Genomic DNA, 15,864 nt, shown 5'->3' on the forward strand with positions numbered 1-15,864 from the left:
TATATGGAAAAGGATTTTTTAGAACATGGCCTTAACTTTAACAGGCGCCGTTTCTTATCCAAGCTAAGTTTAGGCCTTGGCAGTGTGGCTTTAGGATCACTACTTATCCCGGATCTTTTTACGGGTGGCATGGACGAAAGCAGCCTTCCTCCGGGAATTCCTGATTTCGCGCCCAAAGCAAAGAGAGTGATTTACCTGTTTCAGAATGGAGCGCCCTCACAGCTGGAATCTTTTGATTATAAGCCAAAGCTGAGGGAAATGATGGGGCAGGAGCTTCCTGCTTCTATCCGTGCCGGGCAACGCCTTACCGGAATGACGGCCAATCAGGCTTCTTTCCCCTTAGTGGGATCATATTATGATTTTAAGCAATATGGTGATTCCAGGGCATGGGTAAGCGACCTGTTCCCTTATACTGCAAAGGTGGTCGACGATATTTGCATCATCAAGTCTATGCATACCGAGGCCATCAACCATGATCCGGCTTTAACCTTCTTTCAAACAGGAGCCCAGCAAGGCAACCGGCCAAGTATGGGTGCCTGGCTGAGTTACGGCCTGGGCAGTGAAAATAAAAACCTGCCAGCTTTTACGGTATTGCTTTCCAGAGGTAAGGGCAATGGGCAGGGGGTATATTCCAAACTCTGGACCAATGGATTTCTGGATTCTACCCACCAGGGAGTGCAGTTTAGCAGTGGAGAAGATCCGGTGCTGTACCTGAAAGACCCTGAGGGACTTAACCGGTTTGAAAGGAGAAAGATGCTGGATAACCTGGCTCAGCTAAACGAGATCTCCTATAAGGAATTTGGTGACCCGGAAATCAGCGCGAAAGTGCAGCAGTATGAGATGGCCTACAGAATGCAAACTGCAGTGCCGGAAATTACAGATCTCAGCAAAGAACCCGACGATATCATTAAACTTTATGGCCCCGATTGCCTGGTGCCGGGGACTTTTGCTGCCAATTGTTTACTGGCCAGGAAATTAAGTGAAAATGGAGTCCGTTTCGTTCAGTTGTACCACCAGGGTTGGGATCAGCATGGAAATCTTCCCTCGGAAATGGCGGGACAGGCCAAGGATGTCGACCAGGCTTCGGCAGCATTGATCACCGATTTGAAACAGAGGGGATTACTGGATGAAACACTCGTGATCTGGGGTGGCGAGTTTGGCCGTACCAATTACAGTCAGGGGAAGATGACGAAAGACAATTATGGAAGAGATCATCATCCGCGTTGTTTTAGCATCTGGATGGCCGGAGGGGGAGTTAAACCGGGCATTGTATACGGAGAATCGGATGAGTTTGGCTATAACGTTATCTCAAACCCGGTACATGTGCATGATTTCCAGGCTACCGTTCTCCATCAGCTGGGACTGAATCATGAGAAACTGACTTTTAAACATTTGGGGCGCCGTTACCGGTTGACGGATGTTTCGGGCAAGGTCGTAAAAGACATTTTAATCTAAAATATTTTATGGAAAGAAGAACATTTATAAAACATACTGCTGTTGTTTCGGCCAGCTTTTTTATTGCAAAAGACCTGTTTGCAAAGCCAGGAGGACCTGTTTATGGGCATAATGATATGCGTTACAGACTGGATACCAAATGGGGACAACTAAATCCTTTAAAAAATCCGGTAAACGATTGTCATGAGATGGTTCAGGACTCAAAAGGGAGGATCATATTGCTGACTAACGAGACCAAAAATAACATTCTAATCTATAATAAGTCGGGCAAATTACTGGATTCCTGGGGGCATGAATTTCCAGGTGCACATGGGCTTACCCTGGCAAAGGAAAATGGTAAAGACTATCTTTTTATTACAGATACGAACAGGCACCAGGTTTATAAAACGAGCCTGGACGGAAAGATCCTGATGACAATTGATTGTCCTATGGAGACAGGTCTGTATAAGAAGAAGGAGGAGTTTGTGCCAACCGAGACCGCGGTGGCTGACAATGGAGATATCTTTATTGCAGATGGATATGGCCTGCAATATGTTTTTCATTACAGTGCCGATGGGAAGTTGCTGAGCTACTTTGGTGGCAGAGGACCGGAAACGAAACACCTGGACAATGCCCATGGTGTATGTATCGACAAGCGTCAGGGAACCCCTTCTTTGTTGGTTACAGATCGTACCAGGAATTGTTTTAAGCGTTTCGATATGCAGGGCAATCTGAAGGAAATCATCCAGCTTCCCGGAGCCTGTGTTTGCAGACCAGTTATCAAAAACGACTACCTCTATGCCGCTGTTTTGCGTTCGCCGGACCTGAATAAAGAAGGCAGTGGTTTTACGACGATCTTAGACAAAAATAATAAAGTAGTTTCCAATTTGGGGGGAAGCGAACCGGTATATAAAGATGGGGTATTACAACCCATGGCACAGGCAGAAAAGATTTTATTAAATCCACATGATGTATGTGTAGATAATGATGAAAACCTGTATGTCGCACAATGGGCTTCCGGGAAAGTCTATCCTTATAAATTTACGAGGGTATAATTTTTACTTATGAGGATCACTTTTAAAGGTTTTGCAGAGCATGTTTTGTTTGCAGCTAACGTCTTTATTGTCTTTTTACTTGCTTTTGAAGATAAATTAGGAATTCCGCATTGGTTGCAGCCTTTCGGAAGAATGCATCCGATGATTCTGCATTTCCCGATTGTTATCCTGATGCTGGCGATGTTACTGGAATTTTTCCGGTTTAAAGAAGCCTATCTCAAGGAATCATTGTATCAGAATTTTACTTCGGGACTGTTGCTTTCCGGAACGCTGTTTTCGGCGCTGACGGTGGTCATGGGTTTGTTCTTGTCGAAAGAAGATGGTTATTCCGGAAGTCTGCTGCAATGGCATAAATGGACGGGGGTAAGTATTGTTTTTGTAGCTTCCATCGTTTACTGGTGTAGAAATACTTCCTGGTATAAGGTCAGGGTGGCCAGGGTAGGGGCGATCGCAACTACGCTTTGTATCATTCTTGCGGGTCATTATGGGGCATCTTTAACACATGGAGACAATTTTGTACTGGAATCTGTAACGGGAGCTGAGGCTTTGCCTAAAGTCCCTGTAGCGGAGGCAAGGGTGTTTGAAGATGTGATCCTGCCTGTTTTTTCTCAAAAATGCTTAAGCTGTCATAATCTGGAAAAAGCGAAAGGCAGTTTGATGATGCACAATGTAACCGCGCTGCTTAAAGGAGGGAAAAGTGGGAAGTTATTTGTGCCCGGGAAGCCCGAAATCAGCTTGCTGCTGGAACGGCTTCACTTGCCTATGGACGACAAGAAGCATATGCCTCCGAAAGGAAAAGACCAGCTGAGTAATGAAGAGATTTCGCTTTTACGATTGTGGATCAAGGGGAATGCCGAATTGAAGAAAAAGGTGGTTGAATTGCCTGTAAACGACTCTTTAAGAGCTCTCGCTACTACCTTTTTGGCACCTTCTGAATCTGCTGAAGAAAAGTATGCCTTTGCTGCTGCGGATGAAAATACGGTTAAAAAATTGAACAACAATTACCGGATTGTATACGCACTTGCGAAGGAATCGCCGGCACTGGCAGTGAATATTTATAACAAAAGCGAATATAAACCCGAAGCAGTAAAAGAACTGGAAGACGTTAAGAAACAAATTGTTTCGCTGAATCTGAAAGGACTGCCGGTTCGTGATGAGGAGTTGAAAACAATTGCGCGCTTTGAAAACCTGAGAGAGCTGAACCTTAATTTTACCAATATCACTGGCTCCGGGTTAAAAGAACTGCAGGCTTTGAAATATTTAAATACGTTGTCGATATCAGGGACGAAGGTGAATTATGGCTTTGTAAAACAGATTGGCAATATCAAAAGCCTTAAAAAGCTGACGTTATGGAATACCGGACTGAGCGAGTCTGAGCTGCAGCAATTGCAAAAATCGAATCCCAAAATTGCGGTGGTTTCTGGTTTTAAAGATGATGGTAAACATCCGATCCGGTTAAATCCGCCACGCATCACTACAGATGTTACTGTTTTTAAAGCATCGTTGGCGCTACAGATGAAGCATCCGATCAATGGGGTTCAAATCCGTTATACTACGGACGGAACAGAACCGGATAGCTTGAAATCCATGTTGTTTAATCAGCAGCTGCTGATTAAAGAAAATACGACCTTAAAGGCGAAAGCCTATAAAAAAGGTTGGTATGGGAGCGAGACATTCATCGCTAATTTCTATAAGAGTAGTTATCAGGTAGATACAATCCAGTTTCTATTGCCCCCGGAGGGTAAGTACGGCGTCGGAGCTTCAAAAGTCCTTTCAGATCATCAGTTAGGAGATTATCAGATCAATTCAGGGAAATGGGTTGGTTTCAGGAAGAATCATATGGAGACTTTAATGTTCTTCAGGCAGCCGGTAATGATGCAATCGGTGGTGTTAAATGTAATGAAAGACGTGCCAACCTATATTTTTCCTCCTGTTGAGGTAGAAATTTGGGGAGGCTCGCAAAAAAATAACCTTCATTTACTGAGTAAGGTAAAACCTGAAGCGATTAAAAATGGAGCAGCGGAGCGGGCACTTATGAAAATAGAAGCGAAATTTAAGCCCCAAAACATTTCTTACCTGAAGATTATTGCCAGAAATCTGAAAGTACTTCCGGACTGGCATCCAGGTAAGGGGGAGCCTGCATGGCTGTTTGTAGATGAAATATTTTTGAATTAATCATGCAGCCTTCAGGTAAACTCCTATTGGATGGCAAAGCAAGCTGTGTACCTTCGTAACTCATTTTGCTTTGCCATTTGTTGGCTTTTTCGCCAGTCTATTTATAGCCGAATATAAACGGAAATATAAAGGTGACAATAATTGTCCATGCGCAGTAAACAGGCAGGTAAAAGGCAATGGTTTTCCCTACTCCATTGATGTCTGATTTTTTTGAAAGTACCCTGTAAAGTTTCAGGGTTACCAAAATCAGGTGGATCAAAATCAAGACATTACCACCCAGAACTGCTGCTCTGTTTGGTGTGATGCCCCATTCTGAAATCCGGAACAAAATTGCAGAAAGCGCAATGCCATTCAGGACTATGGTCACAACAGACAGCAGGAAAAGAACCCAGATTTCAGTGGAATTTGTGATGTTCTTAGCTGTTTCTGCAATGGAAAAGAAAATGATGGCCATAACACCGATTAATAAAGCATTAAACATGAGTAAGAAATCCCGGTCGGTATAAGGACTTTTACCTGAATAAACGATAGCCAGGAGATAAATAACCAGCATTACCAATACCAAAGGGCTGAAAAGTTTAGCAATTACAGGCGAAACTCTGCCTACCAGTTGTGGATTGGTCTGGACAAGGTAAGTGCCCACGATTGGAGCGGCGGTAAGTCCGAAAATTCCGACATACTGAAAATAAAATTTTTCGATGTGAATACCAATTAAGGAGAATAGCCCATTGGTTATTGCGCTCATTAAGCCACCTGCGATCAGAATTAGTGTGGTCATGACAACCAGGTCGCCGTTGTACCTTAAATAGCTAAGCCGCTTCTCATCGTTATTTCTGTGCTCCGCGACAAAAGCAAAACCCAGTATGGACCATAAAAATAAGACTAAGTGAATACAGGATAATATTAAAGTGTCGCTTTTCTTAACATGAGGCAAGAAATTGATAAATATTACAGCAACAAGAGTGGTCGTAACAATGAAGGCAATTTTTCCGGTTGATAATTTGTTCTTCCAGGCAAAGTAAGCAGATAACACCGGGAAAATGATAAAACCAATGTTCCTTTGATAAAAGAATTCTTCATTTATGGCAAAAAATGCGGGAGCTTTGCGATAAGACCTGCGATCAGCGAAGCGATAATGATAAATAATAATTCCTTCCCGGTGCCTTTGTTGATTTCATCGCTTTTGTAATTCAGTCTTTCATTCCAGAAGTCAGCGACCGGGTTGCCTTTAAGCTCTGGATATAGTACACCGAACTCCCGTTTAAAAGTCAGCTTGTTACTGCGGTACATCTTTTCGAGTTGTCCCGGCTCGTTTAAATGGTTGATTATTTCGTCTTTCATGAGTTTATACTTTTTAGTTTAATTCCACAAGGTCCCATTCAATCCCAGAACTGTACCTAGCCACAATGCGATCAGGTATACCACTAAGCTCAATACATTGGCCAATATTTTTCTCCAGCCGCCCTCATCACGCAGATGGTCCATAAGGAAGTAAAATGCAGCGCCCATTGCGCCTGCTACAGGCACTATAATCATAGGCTTTACCATCCATAGTTTTCCCCATTCCGGGTCTGCTCCTCTAACCTGAAGTAGGAAAACCGTGATTAGGATTAAAGCAATTCCTGCACCGAGCATAAGCCGGCTGCCTAATGAAACTGGATGAACTGACTGAGCTGTTAAATTTTTTCTCTGGGTCATGGTGTTTAGTTTTATTGGTGATTAAGTTTTGTTGTTGCTCTTGTTTATCGCGCTTTCTGTGTACTTGTTGTATTTTAATTCTTTTAGTTGTACAAAAGTACTTTGCAGTACAAAGTTAAGTAAAAGTACTTTGCATTTCAAAGTGTTTAGTTAAAATATTTTAAACCTGCACTTTAGGATTAAGGAAAGCAAGCCTCTTTAAACTGGAATAGGGGGGATTAGGCATGATAAATTGCCTGTTCTAAGTAGCTGGTTATTGTTATTAGATTTTTTCTGCCCAGATATAGGCTCGTCTGGTTGGATATTCCATGCTTTCATGCGGACGACGCTCTATGGCATCAAGTATACTAAAACCCGTTTCAGAAAGTAATTCTATGATGTCATCTGTTTTAAAGAAATACAAATCAATATCTATTTCTTTGTCATGAGCTTTGTCAAAATGAACGATTTGATCTCCTGCGTGAAAGGAAAATAGGAAATTCCCCCCGGTTTTCAATACCCTGTTTATTTCTCCGAAACACTTCCTGACCTGTTCAGTATCAAAATGTACGATGGAATAGAATGCAAGGACACTCGCAAAATATTCTGGTGGATAAGCGATATTGAGCATGTCGCCGGTCTCAAATTTAATCTCAGGTGATAATTTTTGAGCAGCACTAATCATGGCTGGCGACAAATCTATGCCGGTAATGTCTTTTAGCCCATTCCCGTACAGAAATTTTGTTGTTTGTCCGGGACCACAGCCAAAATCGGCACAGGGTCCTTTGTCTTTATTGACAGCTGCAAATTCCGTTAACAACAGTCTGTCAAGATTTTTTTTTGAGAGTTCGTCCCAACGATCAGCCGCATAGTCGTCGGCTACCTTGTTGTAACAGCTTAATATTTTCTCCTGTGAATTCATTTTATTCTTTGTTTTCCAATACTAACCGGATTTTGACTTTTCCTGCGTTTATATTCCTGATGCCTGACGTGTTCAATTTTGAAGGAACATATACACATTACATGAATTTGTTAAGACATTATACCTTTGAATAAGTCAGCACTATAGTATATCAATAGTAAAATGACGATTATAATGCTGTACAAAAAAAAATTACCCTGTTTAAACATTGTGTTCCATAAAATCCCTTTCTCAGTGAGCATATTGAGGTGGTTTTTATCGTCTCTATCTGTTTTTTTTATTTTGAATGGCATTAGCATGATATCTAAGCTTTTTTGTCATGATCTAATTTACTAAATAAAGCGTGAGAAATCCAACACAGAGATCGGTAAATAAGCGTGCGGCAGAATCGGTAACCATCAATTATAAAGCTTATAATTAAGTTACAACGTGAAAAATAGATGTACTAAATCCTTGCATTTTTTGTTTCATTAAAAAATGGTAGCTTCATCTCTAATTAAAAATCGATGAAAAGATATTTAAATTTACTTCTTCCTCATTATTGTTTAACGGGTGTTACATCCATTTTAACGTTTATCTTTCTTCTATTAGGCTCTTGTAAAAGAGAGGAACAGATAGCCCTTAAACAGTTAAGAATTTCTGTGAGCAGGGCAACTGTATTCTTAAAAAAACCAAATAATATTGTATTAACCGAGGGCTCCGAACAGGCAATGAAGTCTCAGGTTCTTAACTGAATTCGGTGCTTTTTTGAATTTGTATAAATGTGATTCAAATTCTAATGAATATCTCATTAAAACTAAATACTAATGGTTTTCCATAGCCAATAGGCTGTCCCTAATCAACTCAAATTCTAAATTATGAAAGCTACAATTGCAATAATAACAAACGTTATTTTATTCATTGCGTTCCAACAAGAACCTTTAACTAAAGTAGGAACGATAAAATTACCAAATAGCCGGGAAAATGTTGAGTTAGGACAAATTCGATCTTTTGAAAAAGCTAATTTTAAATACCCGTCTTCAACTAAAAATCTGCAGCATATCTACAAGCTTTGCAATGTGTTGTTTGGATTCCAGGATTACACCCGCCCAATAGGTTATGATGTCTCCCTTGAGGGACTAAGGGATAGAATGGTTGGTGAAGTAGAAGAAATCGAAGCTAGGAAAACGAAGGAAATTGTGGATATCGTTAAATACAACAATACTAAATTTTTAATACGGAAAGCCATACGAGACGATGAATGTAATTATTATTTTATTTCTGAATCACGTGCGGGTTTAGGAATAAAAGGTGGTATTCAATTTAAAAAAGCTGATCAACAAAAAGCAGAAACAATCTTAAATGATTTTTTGAAAAATTTTCAGTTTAAAAAATAATTTGAATTCTGATAATGATGGGGCTGTTTGCAAATAGTCGACAGTCCTTGTTATACCCAACAAAAAAGCCAATCATCTAATGATCGGCTTTTCTTCGTTTTTAATGTACTCAGAGCGGGAATCGAACCCGCACGACTTTTAAGGTCACAGGATTTTAAGTCCTGCGTGTCTACCAGTTCCACCATCTGAGCAGGTGATTAACCTTTTAAAAATAAATGCCTTCATGTGATGAAGGCATTTAGAGCGAAAGACGAGATTCGAACTCGCGACCCCGACCTTGGCAAGGTCGTGCTCTACCAACTGAGCTACTTTCGCGTTGATGACGTCACGAAGATAGATATACTTTTCATTTTTCCATACTCTCTTTTCAAGATTTCACCGAATGGACTGGATTTCAAGCAATAAAAATTAATATTTTTTTTCTGAATGCCCCTTTTTAAAGGTTTTTAAGATCATTTTACCCTAAACCAGATTTTTCTCCCGGCAGATGACCATCGCTTTTAGAGACACAAAATCCCTTTCCGAGCATTTCTTTTAAGAATTTCTGTGGTGTAGTACCCAAATAATGCCTGAAATCCTTGATGAGATGGCTCTGGTCATGGTAGCCATGCATCTGAATCAGTTCAAATAAATTGAGCTTTTCATCTCTCTGATTCATCATTTGATGGATTACATCTTTAAACCTCAAAAAACGGAGCAGTTCTTTTGGTGAATACCCTACATATTTTTGAAAACGGAGTTGAATACTTCTTTCCGTCAGATTTGTTTCGGAAGCGATTGCTTTCACAGGTTGAACCATTGGGTTGTGAAAATAGGGGACAGCTTCCAATAACGGTTTCGATGCAGCATCAGTCGGTTCAATAAACTGAGCGGTATAAGTACTTAGCAATTGAATCTTTTCTCTCAAATCTTTCAGCGCTGCCAGCTTTTCCCAAAGCTCCAGGAAACAGGTTTTATCGATAAGGACATCCAGATCAAAAACTTCTTCTGTTCCGAGTTCATTCATTGGAATTTTAAAGAGCCTGTAGAATCCGTTAAGTGTGAAATTTGCGATAATAGCATGAGACCCAGGTGCTAATTCATAATTCAACAGCTTTCTTAGCGGGCCTATTGCTGCGGTGCGTAAAATGATCGCTGTTCCAACTTCCTCCTGATTAAACGAAATCCGGATAGGAGCACCGAAATTGAAAACCAGTAACATCTCGAAGTTTGGAGAAAGATGTTGAACGATAGTTTCCGCGGTTGCAGAAGTTTGAAACTGATAAAAATGACTTAAAATACCATTAAGCGGTGCTTCTACTTCAAATAAATTAGCATCAAAACTTTTTTCTGCCATAATAGTCTGTATTTATCTTCTCCAGGTTTGGATTTATCTGTAAACCGGTTCAAACAAAATTACTTAAATCAGGAACAACAATATCATCAATGATAAATTCTTGGTTTTTATGTAGATTTATTCAACATCTATCTAAATCTACGACAATGGTGATTAAAATTATCAATGCGGTACTGATCTTATTTGCTGTCTTTATGGGCTTAAAGCAAGGCTGGGCAATGGTGAGTGCCAAACCCGAAATGCTGGAAATGTTTGGGAAATGGAATTTCAATAAAACTGCAGTAATGATTAACGGGATGATCACCATGTTAAGCGCGGTACTGATCCTTTTTCCAAGAACTTTCCTCTTGGGTAATTTCCTGATGGGCGCAGGGATTTTGATGATCATCTGTCTGGAATTACTCCATAAGGACCTCAAAGGAGCTGTTATTGAATTGCCCTTTTTCGCTCTGAATCTGTTGATCATCTATTTACAACATCCATTATCGAAAACAACCTGATTCAGTGTTGAGCGCTGAAAAATGCTGTAGGGAGATTGATATTGCTTAAGACAATTCTCAGCTAAGATGATGTTCTGCTATATTCCTGATCAGTCTGGTTGATTTTTTGTCTTCCTCTGAATAATCTTTGTTTCCAAAGTTATTATTCTAAATTCGTCCTGAAAAGTGTATGCAAGTAAAGCCTGAATATATTCAATTAAGCGATCTGGAACTCAGTACCCTGTTATCGGAGGGGGATGAAATTGCTTATACTGAAATTTACAACAGGTATCACGGGGCCTTATATATCCATGTTTTTAACAAACTTCGTCATAGGGAAGATTCCCGTGATATTGTACATGATCTTTTTATCAGCCTCTGGAACAAACGGGAGCAGCTGGTCTTAAAAACAACGCTTTCTTCCTATTTATACACTGCTGTGAGGTATAAGGTTTTTGATTTAATCTCACACCGGGACGTCGCCTCCCGATATGTAGAATCGGTCTCCGGATTTTCTGAACAGGAGGACGGCATGACCGATCATACCATTAGAGAAAAGCAATTCCTTGCAATTATTGAACAGGAAATTGCAGCTTTGCCGAAAAAGATGCGGGCAATCTTTGAGCTGAGCAGAAATGGGAATTTAAGCCATAAAGAAATTGCGGCACAATTGGAGCTCTCCGAAAAAACGGTTAAAAAACAAATCAACAACTCGCTTAAAATCCTGAGGAAGAAACTTGGAACCGCCTTGTTTACTGCTTTTATTTTATAACAGAAAGATTTATATTTTTTTTCTACGCCCAGAGGGAAACTTGTCCGACTCTAATGTATACGGGAAGCTTTTGCCTGAAGAAGCGGAACAAAAACATATTCCTCATGATGAAAAATACTGAAGTGCTTGCCTTATTGGAAAAATACCGGGAAAGAAAATGTTCTGAACAAGAGCTTGCTTTTCTGAACCGCTGGTATGAAGACCGGGACGTTAACGGGATTGCCACACTTAGTGAAACCGAATTTAAGGAAGACCTGCTTTACATTGCAGCAGGTTTGCCATTACATATTCCTGTAATTCATGAGGTTCCTCTGGTCAATAAACGTAAACTATGGCCGCAGTTTAGAACGGTAGCTGCCGCCGCGATCTTACTGATCGGAGTGTTTCTTTATCTATATTCACCCTTTTTTGGAAAACAAGACCGGTCAGCTCAGCTGATTGCCCTGAACGTCCCTGCGGATCAGCAACGTCAGTTGACTTTGGCCGATGGAAGTACAATCTGGATCAATGCAGGATCGAAAGTGGAATACCCGAAGCAGTTTGATGGAAAAACAAGGGAAATTTACCTCAGCGGAGAAGCTTATTTTGACATTAAGCATGATCCTTCAAAACCTTTTATTATTCATACCGGAAAAGTCCGGACCACCGTTCTTGGCACTGCGTTCAATATCAAAGAAGATCCCAACTCGCATCGGGTCACAGTTACAGTAACCCAGGGAAAAGTAAGCGTAGCCAATGGCAGGGAAGTGTTGGGAATCGTTACACCAAATCAACAGATCAGTTTTAATACGACAAACAATAAGTATACGCTAGCCAATGTCGATGCTCAAAAAGCAATCGAATGGCAGAAAAAAGACCTTTATTTTAATGACATCAGTTTTGCAGATGCGGCAATTAAACTCGGGCAGCGCTTCAACGTAAAGATCAGTTTTGAAAACGAAAAGATAGGTGCCTGCAGGTTTACAGGAACGGCTTTAAATGGGGAAAACCTGGATCAGATCTTAAAAGTCATCTGTTCCTTTAACAATGCCAGCTACCAGACTCAGGCGGATGGTCGTATTTTGATTAAGGGGGAGGGCTGTGAAAATTAACCAGACCTTAGCTTTTCTGTTCCTATTGACCTTACAGGCGCTATTCTTCAGCCCTGCGAAAGCACAGGACATGACCAAAGAAACGATCACCATCGGACTTAAAGACGAGAACGCAATTGATGCCATTAAAAAAATAGAGGCACAGACCAATTGTCGATTTTACTATCGAAGCACTGAACTCAAATCCCTGGAACACCTTTACCTTTCTTCTGAAAAAAGAACAGTGAAAGAAACGTTAAAGCAAATGTTTCAAAATACTTTCTTTTCCTTCCGTCAGGTAGATCAGCACATTCTTTTAGAATTGAATAAAGCAGTTTCATTCCAGGTCGGCGGAAGACTCACTGATTCAGAACATGCTGGTGTCAGTCTTGCTACGCTCAGCTTGAAAGAAATTAAAGAAAATAAAATCATCCAGACTAAACTAACCGATACGGGAGGCTATTTTCAATTGAATATAAGGGAAGGGGGAGATTATCTGCTGTTGATTTCTGCGGTAGGCATGGACTCCTTATCCATTGCTTTCAGCCTTGCGAATAAACCAGTCGTTCAATTACCGGACCTTATCCTAATAACTAAACCAAACCGCTTAAAGGAAGTCAGCATTACCGGAAAAAAGGCTTTTATCGAAGAAAAGATCGATCGTACAATTGTGAATGTCGGAGCGCTGATCTCTAATGACGGTGCAAATGCCCTCGAGGTTCTAGAGAAATCTCCAGGAGTCAGTCTAGATGCAAATGGAAAAATCAGTTTCAAAGGAAAACCAGGTGTGACAGTCCTTATTGATGGTAAACCCACCTATCTTTCCGGCAGTCAGCTGGCAGGGTACCTGAGGTCTATACCTTCGGCGATGTTAGATCAAATTGAACTCATGGATACCCCGCCGGCAAAATACGATGCGGCAGGTGATGGAGGAATGATCAACATCAAAACTAAAAAATCTAAGGCCGAAGGCTTTAATGGAACGCTTTCCGCAAATTACGGTCTTTCCCATTACGGACAAACCTCGGAAAGTCTTAACCTGAATTTCCGGCGCAATAAAATGAATCTCTTCGCCAATGCGAGTTATGGGCTAAGCCAGGGATTCCGGCAAACGGAGCTGTTGCGGGAAATTTCTGATGATCAGGGAGATTTAAGTTCGGTTTTCAGACAAAACCTACTCATCAAACCGAAGAATAACAATACCAATTTAAAGCTGGGGATGGATTATGAACTTTCTCCGGGAACCACCTGGGGCATTGTGTTTAACGGAAGTTTTTCTCCGGGCAGCTTGAAACTACCTTCCTCAAATTACCTGTACAATGGCCAGGGAGAACTAGATTCAACTGTAATGGCCGACAATAGTGGTAAAAGTCAATTTAACAAAGCAGGGCTCAGCTTGAATTATAACCACGAATTTGAACGCAAAGGAAAAGTCTTGTCATTTGATCTGGATTACCTGAAATATAATGCCAATAACAGAGAGCAGTTCCTGAATTCGACTTACCTGCCGGAGGGAACTTTAGTTGCGCAGCAAATGATGACCAGTACTTTGCCCTCCGACATCAGTATTTATTCCATAAAAGCAGATTATACGCATCCTTTAAAAGGTAAGGCTAAAATCGAAACCGGATTTAAAAGCAGTTATGTAAATACAGACAATGAAGCCAGCTATTTTAATGTACTCAATGGGATAAGCAGCCCCAATTATAATTTTTCCAATCAGTTCATTTACAAAGAAAATATCAATGCAGCCTATCTGAATTTTAATAAAACGATGAAAAGGTTTGAGTTTCAGGCCGGGCTCAGGATAGAAAATACCAATGCAAAAGGGCAACAGGTTGGCAATGTTTCACACCCCGATTCTTCTTTTGTGAACCATTATACCAACCTTTTTCCAACCGCCTATTTGTCTTATCAGCTGGATACTTCGGGAACACAGCTGCTTGTTGCCTCTTATGGGCGAAGGATAGGAAGACCTTACTATAAGGACCTGAATCCTTTTGTTCAGCCCTCAGATAAATTTACGTATACTGCGGGAAACCCATTTCTAAGGCCACAATTTGCAGATTATTATAAATTGGCCTATCGCTATAAGCAATTGCTTAGTGCGGCCGTATTTTATACCCACATTGCAGACCTTCAGAATGAAGTGGTAAGGCAGGAGGGGAATATCTTTATCGATGGAACCGGAAATATTGGTACTGCAACTTATCTGGGTACTTCCCTAAACCTGGCGCTTTCTCCTTTTTCCTGGTGGACGGTCAATTCCTATATGCAGGTTGTCCGAAATCAGTTTAAAGGACAATTGTATTCCACCATTCTCCATCAATCTTCTACTTACTTTGAGACGAATACATCAAATCAGTTTAGCCTTCCTAAAGGATGGAGCGCTGAACTCAGCTTTTTCTATGTGGGTAAACGGGCCAGCGGACAGGCAATGGTCGATCCGTTTGGACAGGTAAACACTGGAATTCAAAAGAAGTTCATGCAAAATAAGGCGGCTCTTAAATTCAATGTCAGGGATGTTTTTAATACCTATAAAGCGGATGGGTTAACCAACTTTATTCCTGATGTTTATTCTACTTTTAGAAACCGGTTTAATTCCCAGGCTTTTACACTTGGCTTTACTTATAATTTTGGAACAGCAGCAAAGAACAACAAACGAAACAGCGGAGGGGCAGAGACTGAACAAAGCAGGGTGAAAAATTAAGAATGCAATTGTTTCCTGTAAGCTCCCGGAGTAATTCCCCTATGTTTTTTGAATAGCCTCGATAAATAGCTTTCGTCTGTGAAATTGAGTTCCTCTGCGATCTCGCTAATCCTCATATTGCTATGGGCAAGTCTGGTTTCCACGAGCTTTAATCGATAGTTGATCACATATTCCTGGATGCTTTCTCCGGTACGTTCCCGGAAAAGCGCTCCAAGATAATTTGGAGAGAAATTAAAATGACCGGCAATGGCTCTGATCCGGACGCGTTCCGGTTCGGCAATGTATTGCTGTAAATAAGCGACAATCTGAATGATGTCGTTCTTAGGTGTTTTCCTGCGCAGTTTCGGAGGTTCCGTTAGGGAAATGTTTCGGGCAAGGATATTCACTAATGTAGAAACAGATTGACGGATAACGAGCAAATAACCGGCTTCTTTCTGCTCATATTCCCGGATGACGGCCGCGAGGAGTGCTTTCCCAAATTGCTCATCGTCGGAGTTGCGATACACACATCCGGCCTTCGCATGGAGGTTATTAAAGAGGTATTGGGCCTTCTTTGTCCAGTCGCAGAATTCCAATGCTTCTACTTCATTTTTAAACTGGGAGAAGGATAAGTCATTGAAACGGATAAAAAGAAAGTGGGTTTTCTGCTGCAACTCAAAGGCGTATTGATCTTCCGGGCTGAGCAGAAATATTTTACCATCTGAATAATCGTGGGAATTGCCATTGATCAATGCCTTTCCCCTTCCGGAGATCACGTATGCGAGCTCAAACACCTGGTGTACTGCAGAACGCTTCCAGACCTCTGTTTCCATTAGAAACAGGTCAAAAGGTTGCTTTTTTTCCTTGGTATACATTTCG

14 protein-coding genes and 2 tRNA genes are annotated in these 15,864 nt (G+C 41.0%); 8 read left to right on the forward strand and 8 right to left on the reverse strand.

Going from position 1 to position 15,864, the window contains the following annotated elements; all coding sequences use genetic code 11:
- Positions 1 to 3 precede the first annotated feature (3 nt).
- From BLQ87_RS04585 to BLQ87_RS04595, 3 genes are read left to right on the forward strand one after another with little or no spacing between them, the layout of a single operon-like run.
- Positions 4 to 1,455, forward strand: a complete 1,452-nt coding sequence (locus BLQ87_RS04585) for a DUF1501 domain-containing protein (protein ID WP_074604994.1) — start codon at positions 4 to 6, stop codon at positions 1,453 to 1,455.
- Positions 1,456 to 1,463: 8 nt separating this feature from the next.
- Entirely contained in the window at positions 1,464 to 2,489 is a 1,026-nt protein-coding gene (locus BLQ87_RS04590) for an NHL repeat-containing protein (RefSeq protein WP_074604995.1), read from the forward strand.
- A 9-nt stretch (positions 2,490 to 2,498) separates the two neighbouring features.
- On the forward strand, positions 2,499 to 4,664 hold the full coding sequence (locus BLQ87_RS04595) for a c-type cytochrome domain-containing protein (protein WP_074604996.1): 2,166 nt from the start codon (positions 2,499 to 2,501) through the stop codon (positions 4,662 to 4,664).
- Positions 4,665 to 4,761: 97 nt separating this feature from the next.
- On the opposite strand, the gene BLQ87_RS33960 is transcribed toward BLQ87_RS04595, so the two are convergent.
- From BLQ87_RS33960 to BLQ87_RS04610, 4 genes are all read right to left on the reverse strand, one after another.
- Entirely contained in the window at positions 4,762 to 5,442 is a 681-nt protein-coding gene (locus BLQ87_RS33960; protein WP_216857787.1) for a DUF4153 domain-containing protein, read from the reverse strand.
- A 302-nt stretch (positions 5,443 to 5,744) separates the two neighbouring features.
- On the reverse strand, positions 5,745 to 6,005 hold the full coding sequence (locus BLQ87_RS33965; RefSeq protein WP_216857786.1) for a hypothetical protein: 261 nt from the start codon (positions 6,003 to 6,005) through the stop codon (positions 5,745 to 5,747).
- 18 nt (positions 6,006 to 6,023) lie between these two features.
- Positions 6,024 to 6,362 (reverse strand): potassium transporter KefB, encoded by a 339-nt coding sequence (locus tag BLQ87_RS04605; protein WP_074604997.1) that lies wholly within the window; start codon positions 6,360 to 6,362, stop codon positions 6,024 to 6,026.
- Between the two features lie 262 nt (positions 6,363 to 6,624).
- Complete coding sequence (locus BLQ87_RS04610) at positions 6,625 to 7,263, reverse strand: class I SAM-dependent methyltransferase (protein ID WP_074604998.1); 639 nt, start codon at positions 7,261 to 7,263, stop codon at positions 6,625 to 6,627.
- 857 nt (positions 7,264 to 8,120) lie between these two features.
- Here BLQ87_RS04610 and BLQ87_RS04620 point away from each other — a divergent pair.
- On the forward strand, positions 8,121 to 8,639 hold the full coding sequence (locus BLQ87_RS04620; RefSeq protein ID WP_074605000.1) for a hypothetical protein: 519 nt from the start codon (positions 8,121 to 8,123) through the stop codon (positions 8,637 to 8,639).
- 106 nt (positions 8,640 to 8,745) lie between these two features.
- Here the strand turns inward: BLQ87_RS04620 and BLQ87_RS04625 are convergent.
- From BLQ87_RS04625 to BLQ87_RS04635, 3 genes are all read right to left on the reverse strand, one after another.
- Positions 8,746 to 8,830, reverse strand: a tRNA-Leu gene (locus BLQ87_RS04625).
- A 51-nt stretch (positions 8,831 to 8,881) separates the two neighbouring features.
- Positions 8,882 to 8,954: transfer RNA gene (locus BLQ87_RS04630), tRNA-Gly, on the reverse strand.
- A 142-nt stretch (positions 8,955 to 9,096) separates the two neighbouring features.
- Positions 9,097 to 9,975: a helix-turn-helix domain-containing protein gene (locus BLQ87_RS04635; protein ID WP_074605001.1), complete on the reverse strand. Its 879-nt coding sequence runs from the start codon at positions 9,973 to 9,975 to the stop codon at positions 9,097 to 9,099.
- Positions 9,976 to 10,121: 146 nt separating this feature from the next.
- Between BLQ87_RS04635 and BLQ87_RS04640 the strand changes: the two genes are divergently transcribed.
- The 4 genes from BLQ87_RS04640 to BLQ87_RS04655 all read left to right on the forward strand — a co-directional run bounded on the left by BLQ87_RS04640 (position 10,122) and on the right by BLQ87_RS04655 (position 15,006).
- A complete protein-coding gene (locus BLQ87_RS04640) occupies positions 10,122 to 10,475 on the forward strand; it encodes a hypothetical protein (RefSeq protein ID WP_074605002.1) in 354 nt (117 codons plus the stop codon).
- Positions 10,476 to 10,644: 169 nt separating this feature from the next.
- Complete coding sequence (locus BLQ87_RS04645) at positions 10,645 to 11,226, forward strand: RNA polymerase sigma factor (protein ID WP_074605003.1); 582 nt, start codon at positions 10,645 to 10,647, stop codon at positions 11,224 to 11,226.
- Between the two features lie 104 nt (positions 11,227 to 11,330).
- Positions 11,331 to 12,317: a FecR family protein gene (locus BLQ87_RS04650; RefSeq protein WP_172664848.1), complete on the forward strand. Its 987-nt coding sequence runs from the start codon at positions 11,331 to 11,333 to the stop codon at positions 12,315 to 12,317.
- On the forward strand, positions 12,307 to 15,006 hold the full coding sequence (locus tag BLQ87_RS04655; protein WP_074605005.1) for an outer membrane beta-barrel family protein: 2,700 nt from the start codon (positions 12,307 to 12,309) through the stop codon (positions 15,004 to 15,006). The genes BLQ87_RS04650 and BLQ87_RS04655 overlap by 11 nt, the downstream gene beginning before the upstream one ends.
- Here the strand turns inward: BLQ87_RS04655 and BLQ87_RS04660 are convergent.
- A complete protein-coding gene (locus BLQ87_RS04660) occupies positions 15,003 to 15,860 on the reverse strand; it encodes an AraC family transcriptional regulator (RefSeq protein WP_074605612.1) in 858 nt (285 codons plus the stop codon). The two genes, BLQ87_RS04655 and BLQ87_RS04660, sit on opposite strands and share 4 nt — an antisense overlap.
- Positions 15,861 to 15,864 lie beyond the last annotated feature (4 nt).

Origin of the sequence: Pedobacter steynii, from assembly GCF_900103665.1 — a bacterium.
Taxonomy (GTDB): Bacteria; Bacteroidota; Bacteroidia; order Sphingobacteriales; family Sphingobacteriaceae; genus Pedobacter; species Pedobacter steynii.